Below are 13551 nucleotides of genomic sequence, written 5' to 3'. Positions count from 1 at the left end.
TTTACGGCTAAAATTTCTGACTCCTAAACCTCTGCTTTTGGCGGCTTCATCGCCTGCCTCAAGCGTGGGGCGCATTTTAGAGATTTAACTGTCGCCGTCAAGCGCCTTTTCATGCTTTTATGATGTTTTTTTGCTGACTGCTGGGTTTCTGAACAACGGCTGTAGGAATTCTGCCCAGAGCGTATAATTAGCCAGCATAACGCCTTTCTGCTAGGCTTTTAGATTGATAGGTAACAGATCAAAAAGATAACAAAATTGAGAGGATTCAGTCATGAGTGGGGATATTCGTAGTTATCGTGGCGTTGAACCCCGTTTCGGGGAGCATGTCTATATCGACCCCAGCGCGGTCGTAGTGGGCGATGTAGAAATTGGTGAGCACAGTAGTATCTGGCCACTGGTATCCGCCCGGGGTGATGTTAACCATATCCGTATCGGCAAACGCACTAATGTACAGGACAACTGTACAATTCATGTCAGTCGGGTTAGCGATCGCAACCCTGAAGGCCACCCCGTTCACATTGGCGACGATGTCACCGTTGGCCACCAGGTTATGCTACATGGTTGTAAGATTGGCAACCGGGTACTGATTGGCATGGGCGCGGTGATTATGGACGGCGTGGTGGTTGAAGATGATGTCATCATCGGCGCTGGCAGTTTAATTCCGCCCGGCAAAGTTCTGCGTAGCGGCTACCTCTACGTCGGCAGTCCGGTCAAAGAACAACGGCAGTTAACACAGCAGGAACTGGATTTTCTGCCCGAGTCAGCGGCTAACTATGTTGAACTCAAAGATGACTACGGCCTTAACGTAGCGCCGGTATAATCTTTAGTGGAAATCCCGTGAACGGTTGGTACGCATTCCCAAACGTGCCAACTGTTCACTTTCATCAAATAAGGTGCCGGCAATCACGTGCATCACCTCACCATGAATTTCTACAATACCCCGGACTTTTAACAGCCGCGCAGTGAGATACGGCTTACGAAACTGCCGGGCCGTGGTCTGCCAGATCACCACATTAACCAGACCGGTTTCATCCTCCAGGGTAATAAAAGTCACGCCACTAGCTGTGCCCGGCCGTTGCCGGCAGGTAACCAGCCCTGCCACCTGCACCACCTGCTGATGGCGACAACCTCGCAATTCCGTAGCCGTCTTACAGCCACGCAAACCGCCTTGCTCGCGCAACAATGCCAGCGGATGCCGGCGTAGCGACAAGCCCGTGGTGCGATAATCGGCAGCAATATCCACGAACTCCCGCGGTGGCTCCAGCTCGGTTAGGGCTTGCTGCGGTTCATTATTATTGGCAAATAAGGGTAGCTGCTCTTCTTGCAGGGCCAGGCTCTGCCACTGGCTTTGATAACGATGGCCACTCAGATTGTCGAGCACATCGGCCGCCGCCAGCTTTTGTAACTCCGCGGCCGGCAACCCGAGTTCACGTAATTGCTGCTGTGATGAAAAACCGTCCGCCGGGCGCTGCTGCAGAATCGGGACTATCGTTTTGCCCGACAACCCGCGGATTAACCGTAGCCCCAGCCGGATCCCCAGCTGCCCTTGCAGCGATACTAACTGATGATGCCAGTCACTGTGCTGGATATCCGGCGGCAGCACCACAATATGATGACGCCGGGCATCCTGCACCAATTGGTCAGCCGAATAGAACCCCATGGGCAGACTGTTCAGCAAACCACAATAAAAAGCCGCCGGATAGTGGCACTTCATCCAGGCAGAGGCGTAGGCCAGGTTGGCGAAACTGGCAGAATGGGATTCAGGGAAGCCATATTCACCAAAGCCGCAAATTTGCTGATAGATACGGCGGGCAAACTCGGTGGCATAGCCACGTTTTTGCATGCCCTCGATCAGGCGCGCCTCAAACTGCGCCAGTTCACCGGTACTATGCCAGTTCGCCATAGCGCGCCGCAGCTGATCTGCTTCACCGCCGCTGAAACCAGCCGCTACCATAGCGAGTTTGATCACCTGTTCCTGAAAAATCGGCACGCCCAGGGTACGCTCCAGTACCTGCCGCACTTCAGCGCTGGGAAACTCCACCGCCTCTTCGCCGGCGCGCCGCCGCAGATAAGGGTGAACCATGTCACCCTGAATCGGCCCGGGCCGCACAATCGCGATTTGCACCACCAGATCATAAAAGGTGGCGGGTTTCAGCCGGGGCAGCATGTTCATCTGCGCCCGCGATTCAATCTGAAATACACCGATTGAGTCGGCACGCTGCAGCATCTGATAAACCTTGGCATCTTCGGTGGGGATGCTGGCCAGATCCCAGTCGCGCTGGTGATGCTGGCTAACCAGCGCAAACATTTTGCGCAGCGCCGTGAGCATGCCCAGCGCCAGCACGTCGACCTTAATCAGGCGTAACGTCTCCAGGTCGTCTTTATCCCACTGAATGACGGTGCGCTCGGGCATACTCGCGTTTTCAACGGGCACCAGTTCTGCCAGCGAGCCCGAGGCAATGACAAAGCCACCCACGTGCTGGGATAAATGGCGCGGGAAGCCCCGTAACTGATCGGTCAACTCCAGCAACCAGCGGCCCCGGGCCGTACCGGTCAGGCCCGGCACCTGTTGCTGCAACTGCGCCTGCCAACTGGTTTCGCTGTCGCGGCGGTCAATATGCCGCAGGTAATGGCTCAGCTCCTGCTCACTGAAACCCAACGCCTTACCCACATCGCGCAACGCACTACGCAGCCGGTAGCAAATCACCGTCGCCGCCAGCGCCGCCCGGTCGCGGCTGTACTTGCGGTAAATGTACTGGATAATCTCTTCGCGCCGCTCGTGTTCAAAATCCACATCAATATCCGGCGGCTCATCGCGTTCGACCGAAATAAAGCGCTCAAACAGCACATCAATCTGATCCGGATTTACAGCGGTAATTTGCAGGCAGTAGCACACCACCGAATTGGCCGCCGAGCCGCGGCCCTGATACAAAATGCCGCGCTGCTGCGCAAACTGGACAAGATCCTGAATGGTTAGAAAAAAGTACTCATAGCGCAACTGCGCTATCAGTTTCAGCTCTTTTTCGAGTTTCTCGCGGACGCCGGCAGTCAAGCCGTCAGGAAAGCGCTGCGCGGCACCCTCATAAGTCAGTTGGCGCAAATATTCAGTGGCGGTTTTACCGGCGGGAACCAGTTCTGCAGGATATTCGTAACAGAGCTCGCTCAGACAAAAATCACAGCGCCCGGCAATAGCGGCCGCCGCAGCCAGCCAGTCAGCGGGGTAACATTGCTGTAATTCAGCCGGACTGCGCAGCCGGTATTCCTGGTTCGGTAATAGCTCCGCGACCACTTCAGTCAGCGGCTGCTGGTGCCGGATTGCTGTCAGCAAATCATGCAGGGGCTGCCGTTCCGCACTGTGATAGCGAACTTCGCAAGCGGCCAGCACCGGCAGTCCGCTCTGCTGGTGGTAACTTTGATACGCCCGATACTTAGCGGCATCATCCGCCAGATAATGGCGGCTGTAAGCCAGCCAGCAGCGCTGCGGAAAAGCCTCACTGAGCATCTGCCCATAATCGGCTACGGCCTTGTCATCCTGAGGCCGCCAGAGCAGCAGGCAATTTTCCAGCCCGGCCAGGAAATCAGCCGTGGCCACCCGATACTGACCTTTTTTGCTGCGCGCCCGGGCGGTAGTGATCAGCCGGCATAGCTGCCCGTACCCCCTACGATTGGTGGCCAGCAAAATCACTACACCCAGTTCAGGCACCTGAAACTCGCTGCCGATCAGCAATTTCAGGCTACTATCCCGGGCTGCCAGATAAGCTTTTACTACCCCGGCCATGGAGCACTCGTCGGTGATCGCCAGCGCCTGATAACCCAACAGCTGTGCCTGTGCCACCAACTCGCGCGGATGGGAGCCACCCCGCAAAAAGCTGTAATTACTCAGGCAGTGCAGGGCAACAGGGGCGGCTGTTAGCGACAATTCAGGTGAACCAACCATGTAGAAACCATCCGTACTCTGACTGATAAATCCAACCCTGCCGCTGCTGTTCGTCAAGGGCAATGAAGTAGTCCCGCTGCGCCGCCTGATCATCCCACCAGCCACTGCTAATACGCTCCGGGCCCCACTGCAATTGCCAGCGCCGGAGCTCTGTGACCTGCGGTTCAGGCAGCAGCCATAACGGCCGGGGCAGGGAGGCAGGCCGGGTAGTCGCTTGCTGCTCACGCCAGGGGTGATACTGGTGGGCGCGCTCCGGCCGCCAGTCCGTAACAGGCACAGGCACCTGTACCGCGGCGGCACCTAACCGCGCCTGCAAACGACTGATGAGCTCACCCAGTGGCCGCGCTGTGGTTGGACTACCCGGCTCGCCGCTGTGCTGTTCATCGCCAATCAAGGCGCCTGCGGTAGCCGTACGCGGTTCCAGCGCGCCGGCCTGAACACTGAGTTCGAGCGCCGGATGGATCAGCTGATAGTTTTCCAGTTGCAACTGGCACAAATTAAGCAAATCCTGTTGCTGCCATACCGCATGGGCAAAATTAACCCGTACTTTGGTGGGGGGCTGGTCACGGTGGTAGGCCTGTACGGTGAGCCCGCGCAGGCTCAGCTGGCGAATTTGCAGGAACACTTCTAACTGGTGCAGCAAACGCTTTAACGGAAATAATAACTGCGGCCAGCTGCTCACTTCACTGAGCAGATCCAGGCGCTGGTAAAATTTTACCGGCGGCCGGAAATAGTGCTGCGGAGGCAAATAATCGCCACGCAGCTCAGCCAGATATAAGGTCACGGCTTTGCCGAACCGCGCGCCTAATTCGGCCGCAGGGCGGCTCAGCAGTGCCCCTACTGAATCCAGCCCCACCTCCTGCAGCCGTTTGATCTGCGCTGCAGGCAAGCCACTGGCGGTAATCGGCAGCCGCTGCAGCGCCGCGGATACCTGCTGCGGATCACTGCACAAGCTCTGCTGCCCGGCCTCGGCCAGCAAGCGGGCGCTCAGCGGGCTATAGCCGCTGGCCAGCACCAGCCGCACCGGCCAGTCCTGCAGCCGTTGCTGTAACCGCTGGTGTAATCCGGCATAACCGCCATAAAGCTTTAATAGGCTACGGACTTCAAACAGCAGCCCCTGGGGGGGGTATAAGGCGATCTGCGCCACATCCTGATAAATAACCTGGGCTAACTGCTGCAGGACCTGCTGCTCGCGCCAGCCTTGATAGTCTCGCAGTTGCAGCTCCGGCAGCAAGGTGCTGGCGGTAACTTCCGCCATCCCCGCGCTCACACCGGCATCCAGTGCGGCCTGATTGGCCTGCACCAGGTAGCGCTTGCCCGCGCCGGCGCTCTGCGCCAGCGCCTGGGGTTGTTGTTGTTGCTCAGCGCTTTGCAATGCCGACTGATAATCAATTAGCAATTGCGGTGCATGGAGGTACAGCCAGGCATTCGTGGCTGCCTGTTTTATCGGTTTGCTCATGCCAGATTCTTTGGCTGGTTGCGCCGCCGCGCCGGTAAATAATGATCAACCGCACAGGGAAAGGGTGGCAACGGCCAACCATAGCGTCGCTTGAGAATGCGGATCTGAAAATTATCATCACGCCAAACCTGCAGCCGGTTCACATAAGCTCTGGCCTCGACCTGTGGCTGCGCTTTAGCCATAATAAAAACCAGTTGCTGATGGCGTTCTGCGCATTGTTGCAGGCGCCGCACTAAGGGCGCTGACAGATCAGGCAGCCAGGCAATAATCATACCGACCTGACCGGCCTGCAGGCACTGCTCCAGGGCCCATACGCCGCGCAGGGTATCGGTTTCGCGGATAACCAGCTGGGTGTTCGTAAGCTGTTGGTGTTGCAGCCCGGGCGCATACAGCGCCGCCGGCGGGTTCAGCCAGACCACCGGCTGCTGCTGTTGCCGCAGTACCGGTAGTAACAACGCCAACTCACCACTGAAAGGCTGCTCTATCTGCAATTCATTCACGCTGCCGCGCAACCAGCCACCACCCAGCGTCTGATTCAGTTCAGGCCAGCCGCTATCAATAAAATCACTAGCCTGCTTATGCAGGGGGGTCTGTTGCCCTTGCCAGAGCCACCCTTTGCTGACTAAATTTTGCAAATTCTGCACGTTTTGCAATGGCTGCGCCATAAGAACCACCTTAACGACTACTGTATAAACATACAGTATAATTTAGTGGTTTTTCCTGCTACTGGCAAGTCGTTTAATTTTGCGTATCATAAGAAGTTCAGCTCGACCAGAAGGACTCCCGTATGTGGACTCAGGTGCTGTTGCCTTTCCGGGTAATTATCAACTTCAGCTTTGCCGCGCTCGCCACGGCTGTTATCGGCTTCATTGTTATCTTAATCGGCTTACCCAAAATTTTATTGCCTTTCCCGCCGGTGCAAAGAGCCTTGTCCACCCTGGCCAACAGCGTATTCCGCCTGTGGGGTTATGCCATGTCGATGCTATTCCGGTTAACCCAACCGGTGCGCTGGCATATTCAAGGCGACAGTGAACTGCACCGGGATCGCTGGTACATGATCCTCTGTAATCACCAGAGTTGGGTTGATATTCCGGTGCTCATGCATCTGGCCAGTCGCAATATGCCAATGCCGCGCTTTTTTCTGAAACAGGAATTATTCTGGGTACCGGTTATCGGCCTGGGTTGCTGGACGCTCGACATGCCGTTTATGAAGCGCTATTCGCGGGAAAAGATCGAGCGCAATCCCGAGCTGCAGGGTAAAGACATTGCCACGACCCAGAAGAAATGTGAAAAATTCCGGCATATACCCACTACCGTCATCAACTTCTGTGAAGGCACCCGCTTCACGGCCGAAAAGCATGCCCGCAAGCGCAGTGAATTTCAGCATTTGTTGCCACCAAAAGCCGGCGGCACCGCCTTTACCCTGCAGACCATGGGGAATCAGTTTGATGCCATCCTGGATATTACTATTGTTTATCCGCACAGCAGCAAGTCCACGGTCTGGGCGCTGCTGACCGGACAATTACGGGATGTGTATGTGAATGTAGAGACTGTACCGGTAACAGAGGATCTGATTGGCAGTTATTTTGAGGATGCGTTATTCAAAGCCCATTTTCAGAATTGGCTGAACAGCCGCTGGCATCGCAAGGATAAAGTGATCGGCGGCTTACGCGAACAGGCCGGGCAGCCGCCGTCAGTCACTATGGATTACTGTTCCAGCAAATAGCCAGCCAGTTCAACGAACTCACCGATGAAGTCCTGGCTGTCACGGAAACCAGCCGGGTTCATTTTGTATTTACCGTTTACGATAAAAGTTGGCGTCGCATTAACACTCAGGTTGCTGGCGTTGCGATCCATTTTGTTCGCCATACCGCGCACTGAAAAGCTATTCATCGCTTTATCAAGTTCTTCCGGCGGGATGCCATGTGCCGCAAAAATGTCCTGCAGATCTTCTTTGCTGCCAATCATATTGTTATCAATAAAGTTGCGCTTGAAGATGGCATCGCTGATCTCAGCGTCTTTATTCAGCTGACGGGCCACCAGATAGGCGCGCGACAGACTGATACCCATGCCTTTATAGTTAATAAAAGACACGTGGTTTTTAACAAAGGCTTCCGGATACTCGGTTGCCAGAGCTTTAGCGACCGGCTCAAAACGGTAGCACGCGCTACATAGGAATGAGAAATACTCACGAATTTCTGGCTTCTCGGTGGCGGTTTCAGCAATCACTTCATAGTGAACGCCTTCTTCAAATTGCTGCGCCGCAGCCGGCCACATTACTAACGCCAAAACAGCAAAAAACAACTTTTTCATGGGTTACTTCCTAGTTTATATCAATGATTAAAGTTCGGTTGCAGGTCGATTGGATCTTCCTGCAATACTGCAAATTGTTCTTTCAGTGTCAGCACCTGTTGTTCCCAGTAACGCTGTTCGGCGAACCACGGGAATGCGCGTTGAAACGCGACATCATTCCAGCGCCGGGCCAACCACGCCATGTAATGTATGATACGAAAACTGCGTAAGGGTTCAATTAATACCGTCTGGCGGCTATCAAATTCACAAAATTCTTCGTAGCCGCTCACCAGCGCGTCCAACTGTATCGCTCGTTCCTGCCGGTCATCGCCCGCCAGCATCATCCATAAATCCTGAATCGCCGGGCCAGTACGGGCATCATCAAAATCCACAAAAGTCAGCATCTCATCACGCAACAGCATATTGGCAAGATGACAGTCGCCATGCAAGCGCTGCACTTCAAAAGGGCTGAAATCAACCTGTCGTAACTGCTCAGCCAGCGGCTCCGCAATGGCCCAGAACGCGGTCTGCAGATTATCCGGTAACAACGGCGACTCGCGCAGGGTGGCCAGCGATTCAGTAACAAATTCCTGGTAGTTAACCGTTGGCCGGTGAGTAAAGGTGCCGGTGCGGGCGACGGCATGCAGGCGGCCGATCTGCCTGCCAATCCGCTCCAGCTGATCCAGATCGCCCGGTTCCACGGCGCGCCCGCCAATACTGGGGAATACTGTGAAACGATAACCGCCGAAGCGATGCAGCGTCTGTTGCCCGAGCACCAGCGGAGTTACCACCGGCACTTCTTCCGCCACCAGCTCAGCGGTAAACCGATGCTCTTCGAGGATCTGTTCATCACTCCAACGCGCCGGACGATAGAACTTGGCCACATAGCGCTGACCATCGTCAGCGACAAACTGATAAACGCGGTTTTCATAACTATTCAGCGCCAGCAGCCCTGAAGCGGGGTCGACGCCCACCGAAGCCAGGGCATTGGCTATCAGATCCGGCGTCAGCCCGGTGAAGCTAAAATCCTGATTATCTGTTTGCTGTTCATCATTATTCATAAATGAAGCTCGTGACATGGCGTGTGACTATATCACCTTCGATATTTTCAACCACAAAAGTCACGTCCTGCACCCGTTCAGTAACCTCGTCGGGGTTCACGGCCAGAGTAACCGGCATATTAGCCACTTCGCCGCCATCCACAGTGACCCGGGTATCGCCTTTCAGACGGGTATCGGTAAAGCCTTCAACCCGCACCACAAAGGTTTCGGTCAGCTGTGATTTGTTGAGGATCTTCAGGTTATAGGTATTTTCCACCCAGCCTTCCATGTTGATGGAATACAGCTGGTTACGGTCACGCAGAATATCCACCTGCAAGGGCACCCGGGTGGCAATTTCCCATACCAGCAAACCGGCCATTAGTACCATCGCCACAAAATAGCCGACACTCTTAAACCGGAACTTGCGGGTCTTACCCCCCTCAAGATTGCGTTCGGTGGTAAAGCGGATGAGCCCGCGTGGATAGTTCATCTTATCCATCACATCATTACAGGCATCGACGCAGGCGCCACAGTTAATACACTCGTACTGCAGGCCATTACGGATATCGATACCAGTCGGGCATACCTGAACGCACATATTGCAGTCGATACAGTCACCTAACCCCAGTTCGTGGCGATCGGCTTTGCGCGCGCGCCCGCCGCGCGGCTCGCCGCGGCGCGGATCGTAAGAAACCGTGACCGTATCCTTATCAAACATGGCCGACTGAAAGCGTGCGTAAGGGCAAATATGCGTACACATGATCTCACGCATCCAGCCCGCGTTACCGTAGGTACAGAAGGTGAAGAACAGCACCGAGAAGGTCGCCCAGAAACCCGTGTCAAAGGTGAAGAAATTTACGAAAAGTTCACGGATATCAGTGAAGTAACCGACAAAAATAAGCGCGGTCAGCAAGGAAACGATAATCCAGGACGTATGCTTGGCCGTTTTGCGCCAGAGCTTGTCAAAATCCCAGGGCCGCTTATCCAGCGCCATCCGCTGGTGACGGCTGCCCTCGATCTTTTTCTCAAACCACATAAAGATGAAGGTCCAGGTGGTCTGCGGGCACATAAAGCCACACCACACCCGACCATATAACGTCGTTACAAAAAACAGGGCGAAAGCGGCTACTATGGTCAGCCAGGCCAGGATGGTGAGGTCCTGAGGCCAGAGCGTCATCCCGAAAATCCGGAATCGCTGCTCCGCAATATTCAGCAGCACGGCCTGCTCGCCGTTAAACTGCAGCCAGGGAATAATCGCGAACAGTGCCAGCAGCAAAAAACCGAAGCCACGTCGGAACCATTCCAGCTTACCTTTGGTGTCACGCACATAAATGCGACTACGCGGCGCGTAGTTATTATTGCTTTGATTGGGATCCGGCCGCTGGATCTTTACCCGGTCAGCCGCAACAACTTTCACCTTCTGTTCCATAACAGTACCGCAGATGTAGCTCTGAATCGTTAGCGTGGATTTATTTTACCACATAAAGAATGAGGGGGATCCCTCATATAAAAGCCGGTCTGATCCTGCAACTATTCAGCGGTTACCAACTTGATTCCTCTCCTGATTAATCTAAACAGCAGCAGATCCTCGCTAGAGTTCTGCAGGCGCGGCGTACCCGAACCTTAATGCTCGCCGCGTTTACGCCCGAACGCTTCACTTTGTTCACCGGTGGCTAATGCCACTGCCGCATCGAGCAACACGTTGGCGCCAGCCTCAACATCATGCCAGTGAGACCACTCATCCGGGGCGTGGCTGACACCGTTAACCGAGGGAATAAAGATCAGTCCGGCGTCGGTAATATCGGTGAAGAACTGCGTATCGTGTCCCGCACCACTGGGCATCCGCAAATAACTCAGGCCCCGCTCTTTTACCTGATCCTCAATTAGATTCGTCAGGCGCTCAGAACAAAGTTTTGGCTCCAGCCAGCTGATTTCTTCATATTCAAACTTAAGCCGATGCTTGCGAGCAATCGCCGACAGTGTTTTCTGACAGGCCCGGGCCAGTTCTTTCATCACGTCTTCACACATATCGCGGCCGACAATAGTAAATATAGCTTCACCGGGAACCGTGTGCGGGTGGCCGGGTTTGAGCTCAACTTTACCGACGGTTATGCGGGTTTTATCAGTGCCGTTTTCGTTAATAATCCGGTCAATTTCATGGGCAAAGTCCGCCAACCCTGAAAAGGCGTCGCTACGCATATCCATGGGCGCGGTTCCGGCATGGTCAGGCTTACCTTTCAGATGCACGATCCAGTTGAACACGCCTGAAATACCATCAACTACACCGATCTGCAGATCTTTCTGAAATAGCACAGGCCCCTGTTCAATGTGTAGTTCCAGAAATGCTTTCAGCTGTTCCGGCTGCCAGGCGGCATCCAGCGCTTTCATTACGTCCAGGCCCTGCAGTTCCATCGCATCTTTGAGTTGCACGCCATCTGCGTCATGGGCGGACAGCAATCCGTCCGGTGTGAGCCTCCCGGTCATCGCCTGGGCGCCAAGCATGCCGCCAAAACGCCCTTCTTCTTCAGCGGTTGCCACACCCCATATCGGATAGTCGGTTGCAAGGCCCTCATCTTCAATCGTTTGCAGCACTTCCAGCGCCGCCATCGCCCCCAGGGCGCCATCAAACATTCCACCTGCGGGCACGGTATCAATATGGGATCCCATCAATACCACCGGCTTGTCCAGTGGCTGGTTACCAAAAAATACGTTGCCTGCACCATCCATGTAGGTGTCCCAGCCAAGCTGCTTTACTTTATCCTGTAACCACTGCCGGCTTTGCATATCCGCGTCGCTGAAACCGGGACGATACACTCCACGGTCGCCTTCGTTATAGCCAATTCTGGACAATTCGATCAGGTTCGCTTTGAGTCGTTCACCGTTGATTTGCATAGCACCTCTTAGCTGCAGTTTCCGCAGCGGGTTATTTACCAGTTAAGTACTAAGTGTAGGCGAAAAAAAACCCGAACCACAAAAAGTGGCCCGGGTTAAGGAGTTACAACAACCAGTTCACAGGGAAATCAGGCTATAGCTTAGCCAGCTTCCATGACAGAAATATGACGGCAAATTTAGCCGATACGCCGGGCCGTGGCTGCGGCATTTAATACGGCTGCCATCTTAATGGACTGCTGAATCGCCTGAGCCGAAATATTGTGCTTAAGCAGCACACCCACATGCGAATCAATACACATACCACAGCCGTTTAAGGCCGATACGGCCAGTGAATAAAGCTCAAAGTCAGCTTTCTCTACACCCGGATTCGCCATCGCGTTCATCCGCAGGCCGGCTGGCATCTTGGCAAATTGCTTGTCAGTGCTCAGGTGCACAAAGCGATAATAAACGTTGTTCATCGCCATCAGGGTAGCGGCCAGCTTGGCAGCGCTGTCCACGTTTTTTTCAACTTTGCCTTCCGCTTCGGCCTGAACCGCCGCAGTCAGCTCCGCATAGCCAATTGAATAGGCCAGCGCCAGGGCGGTGCCATAAAATTGGGTCGGAGTCATACCAGAGGTATCGACATTACCGAAAATACTCGACAGGTTAAGCTTGGTATCTTTACCGTGCTCACCGAGCTGCTGTTTATAATCTGCAATGTTCATTAAAATCTCCTTGGAAAAAAAGGTGCCACATAAGTGGCACCTCAAAGGACATCACCAAAAGTAGGGGAGTGATGCCCGCTTACAGGGTCTCGCCACCCACTGCGCGGTTACATGGGCACAGTTCGTCAGTTTGCAGGCTGTCCAGAATACGCAGCACTTCAGCCGGGTTACGGCCAACATTCAGGTTGTTTACTGACACGTGCTGAATCACGTTGTGCGGGTCCACGATGAAGGTCGCACGCAGGGCAACATTTTCAACTTTGTCGCGGATCCCCAGGCTATCAATCAATGCGCCTGAATCAGCAAATGAGTACTGTTGCAGGTTTTTCAGATCCGGGTGCTCACGACGCCAGGCCAGCTTCACAAACTCGTTATCGGTGCTGCCACCCATGACTACCGCGTCACGGTCAGCAAATTCGTCGTTGAGCTTCGCAAACTCAACGATTTCAGTTGGGCAGACGAACGTGAAATCTTTTGGGTAGTAGTAGATAATTTTCCACTTACCCGAGAAGCTTTCGTTGGTGATGGTTTCAAATGCGCTCTCGCCATTTTCTTCTGGCAGATTAAAGCCCGGCTTAGCTGCTACGACCGAAAATTCTGGTAATTTGTCGCCTACTGTTAACATATACGTTCTCCTTGAGGATAAGGTTAGTTATCAAAGTCTGAGGCGCTTTCGCCTCGAGTCGGGGAGCATGTTAAGCCGCGCGCCTTATTTGTTAAAACGAATAAAACGGATTATCATAATCGATAATACCAATTAACCCGGGGCGACCATGAGCAAACTACCAAGCCTGAAAAACCTGAGCTATCTGCTGGCGCTGCATCAGCACCAGAATTTTAACCGGGCAGCGGAAGCATCCCATGTCAGCCAGTCCACACTCAGTAGCGGCATCCAGAATCTGGAAGAGCAACTCGGCTGTCAGCTGATTGAGCGCGATCACAAATCTTTTTTGTTCACCAGTATGGGTGAGCAGGTGGTGGATCAGGCCCGGCAGATCCTGACCTCCACCGAAGAACTCCTGAACTTTGCAAAAAGCCAGGGCAAACTGATGGAAGGCCCATTACGGCTTGGTTGCATTCCGACCGTAGCGCCGTTTCTGGTAGGTGACCTGAGTAAAACTTTGCAGCGTGAGTACCCCAAACTGCAGCTGAATTTCCGTGAGGACACCACCAGCAATTTGCTGTTACAACTGCGCAATGGCGACCTGGACGCGCTGGTGCTGGCGC

Annotated in this window: 12 protein-coding genes; 3 read left to right on the top strand and 9 right to left on the bottom strand. The window is 54.2% G+C overall.

The window, feature by feature from the left end; translation table 11 throughout:
* Positions 1 to 271: 271 nt before the first annotated feature.
* A complete protein-coding gene (locus R3196_RS10230) occupies positions 272 to 820 on the top strand; it encodes a gamma carbonic anhydrase family protein (RefSeq protein WP_318936675.1) in 549 nt (182 codons plus the stop codon).
* Between the two features lie 3 nt (positions 821 to 823).
* Here the strand turns inward: R3196_RS10230 and R3196_RS10225 are convergent, their stop codons facing one another.
* From R3196_RS10225 to R3196_RS10215, 3 genes are read right to left on the bottom strand one after another with little or no spacing between them, the layout of a single operon-like run.
* Positions 824 to 3937, bottom strand: a complete 3114-nt coding sequence (locus R3196_RS10225) for an error-prone DNA polymerase (RefSeq protein WP_318936674.1) — start codon at positions 3935 to 3937, stop codon at positions 824 to 826.
* A complete protein-coding gene (locus R3196_RS10220; RefSeq protein ID WP_318936673.1) occupies positions 3921 to 5396 on the bottom strand; it encodes a DNA polymerase Y family protein in 1476 nt (491 codons plus the stop codon). The genes R3196_RS10225 and R3196_RS10220 overlap by 17 nt, the downstream gene beginning before the upstream one ends.
* Positions 5393 to 6061, bottom strand: a complete 669-nt coding sequence (locus R3196_RS10215; protein ID WP_318936672.1) for a SulA-like leucine-rich domain-containing protein — start codon at positions 6059 to 6061, stop codon at positions 5393 to 5395. The genes R3196_RS10220 and R3196_RS10215 overlap by 4 nt, the downstream gene beginning before the upstream one ends.
* 122 nt (positions 6062 to 6183) lie before the next feature.
* On the opposite strand from R3196_RS10215, the gene R3196_RS10210 reads away from it, so the two are divergent.
* The gene (locus R3196_RS10210; RefSeq protein WP_318936671.1) at positions 6184 to 7122 is read left to right on the top strand and encodes an acyltransferase; all 939 of its coding nucleotides are present in this window, start codon (positions 6184 to 6186) and stop codon (positions 7120 to 7122) included.
* Here R3196_RS10210 and R3196_RS10205 read toward each other — a convergent pair.
* The 6 genes from R3196_RS10205 to R3196_RS10180 form a co-directional block, all read right to left on the bottom strand.
* Complete coding sequence (locus R3196_RS10205) at positions 7104 to 7709, bottom strand: thiol:disulfide interchange protein DsbA/DsbL (RefSeq protein ID WP_318936670.1); 606 nt, start codon at positions 7707 to 7709, stop codon at positions 7104 to 7106. The two genes, R3196_RS10210 and R3196_RS10205, sit on opposite strands and share 19 nt — an antisense overlap.
* Before the next feature lie 20 nt (positions 7710 to 7729).
* Positions 7730 to 8749 (bottom strand): serine/threonine protein kinase, encoded by a 1020-nt coding sequence (locus R3196_RS10200; RefSeq protein WP_318936669.1) that lies wholly within the window; start codon positions 8747 to 8749, stop codon positions 7730 to 7732.
* Positions 8742 to 10157, bottom strand: coding sequence for a cytochrome c oxidase accessory protein CcoG (gene ccoG, locus R3196_RS10195; protein ID WP_318936668.1), 1416 nt, complete (start codon positions 10155 to 10157; stop codon positions 8742 to 8744). The genes R3196_RS10200 and ccoG overlap by 8 nt, the downstream gene beginning before the upstream one ends.
* Before the next feature lie 194 nt (positions 10158 to 10351).
* Positions 10352 to 11620, bottom strand: a complete 1269-nt coding sequence (locus tag R3196_RS10190; RefSeq protein WP_318936667.1) for a Zn-dependent hydrolase — start codon at positions 11618 to 11620, stop codon at positions 10352 to 10354.
* A gap of 176 nt (positions 11621 to 11796) precedes the next feature.
* Complete coding sequence (locus R3196_RS10185; protein ID WP_318936666.1) at positions 11797 to 12324, bottom strand: carboxymuconolactone decarboxylase family protein; 528 nt, start codon at positions 12322 to 12324, stop codon at positions 11797 to 11799.
* 79 nt (positions 12325 to 12403) lie between these two features.
* Positions 12404 to 12949: a peroxiredoxin gene (locus R3196_RS10180; RefSeq protein WP_318936665.1), complete on the bottom strand. Its 546-nt coding sequence runs from the start codon at positions 12947 to 12949 to the stop codon at positions 12404 to 12406.
* A 148-nt stretch (positions 12950 to 13097) separates the two neighbouring features.
* On the opposite strand from R3196_RS10180, the gene R3196_RS10175 reads away from it, so the two are divergent.
* Positions 13098 to 13551 (top strand): LysR family transcriptional regulator (locus R3196_RS10175; RefSeq protein WP_318936664.1); only part of this gene is annotated, 454 nt, incomplete at its 3' end.

Origin of the sequence: Pseudidiomarina sp., assembly GCF_033722695.1 — a bacterium.
Classification (GTDB): Bacteria; Pseudomonadota; Gammaproteobacteria; order Enterobacterales; family Alteromonadaceae; genus Pseudidiomarina.
The sequence above is the reverse complement of the archived record's forward strand: the minus strand, read 5'-3'. Positions and strand labels throughout refer to the sequence as shown.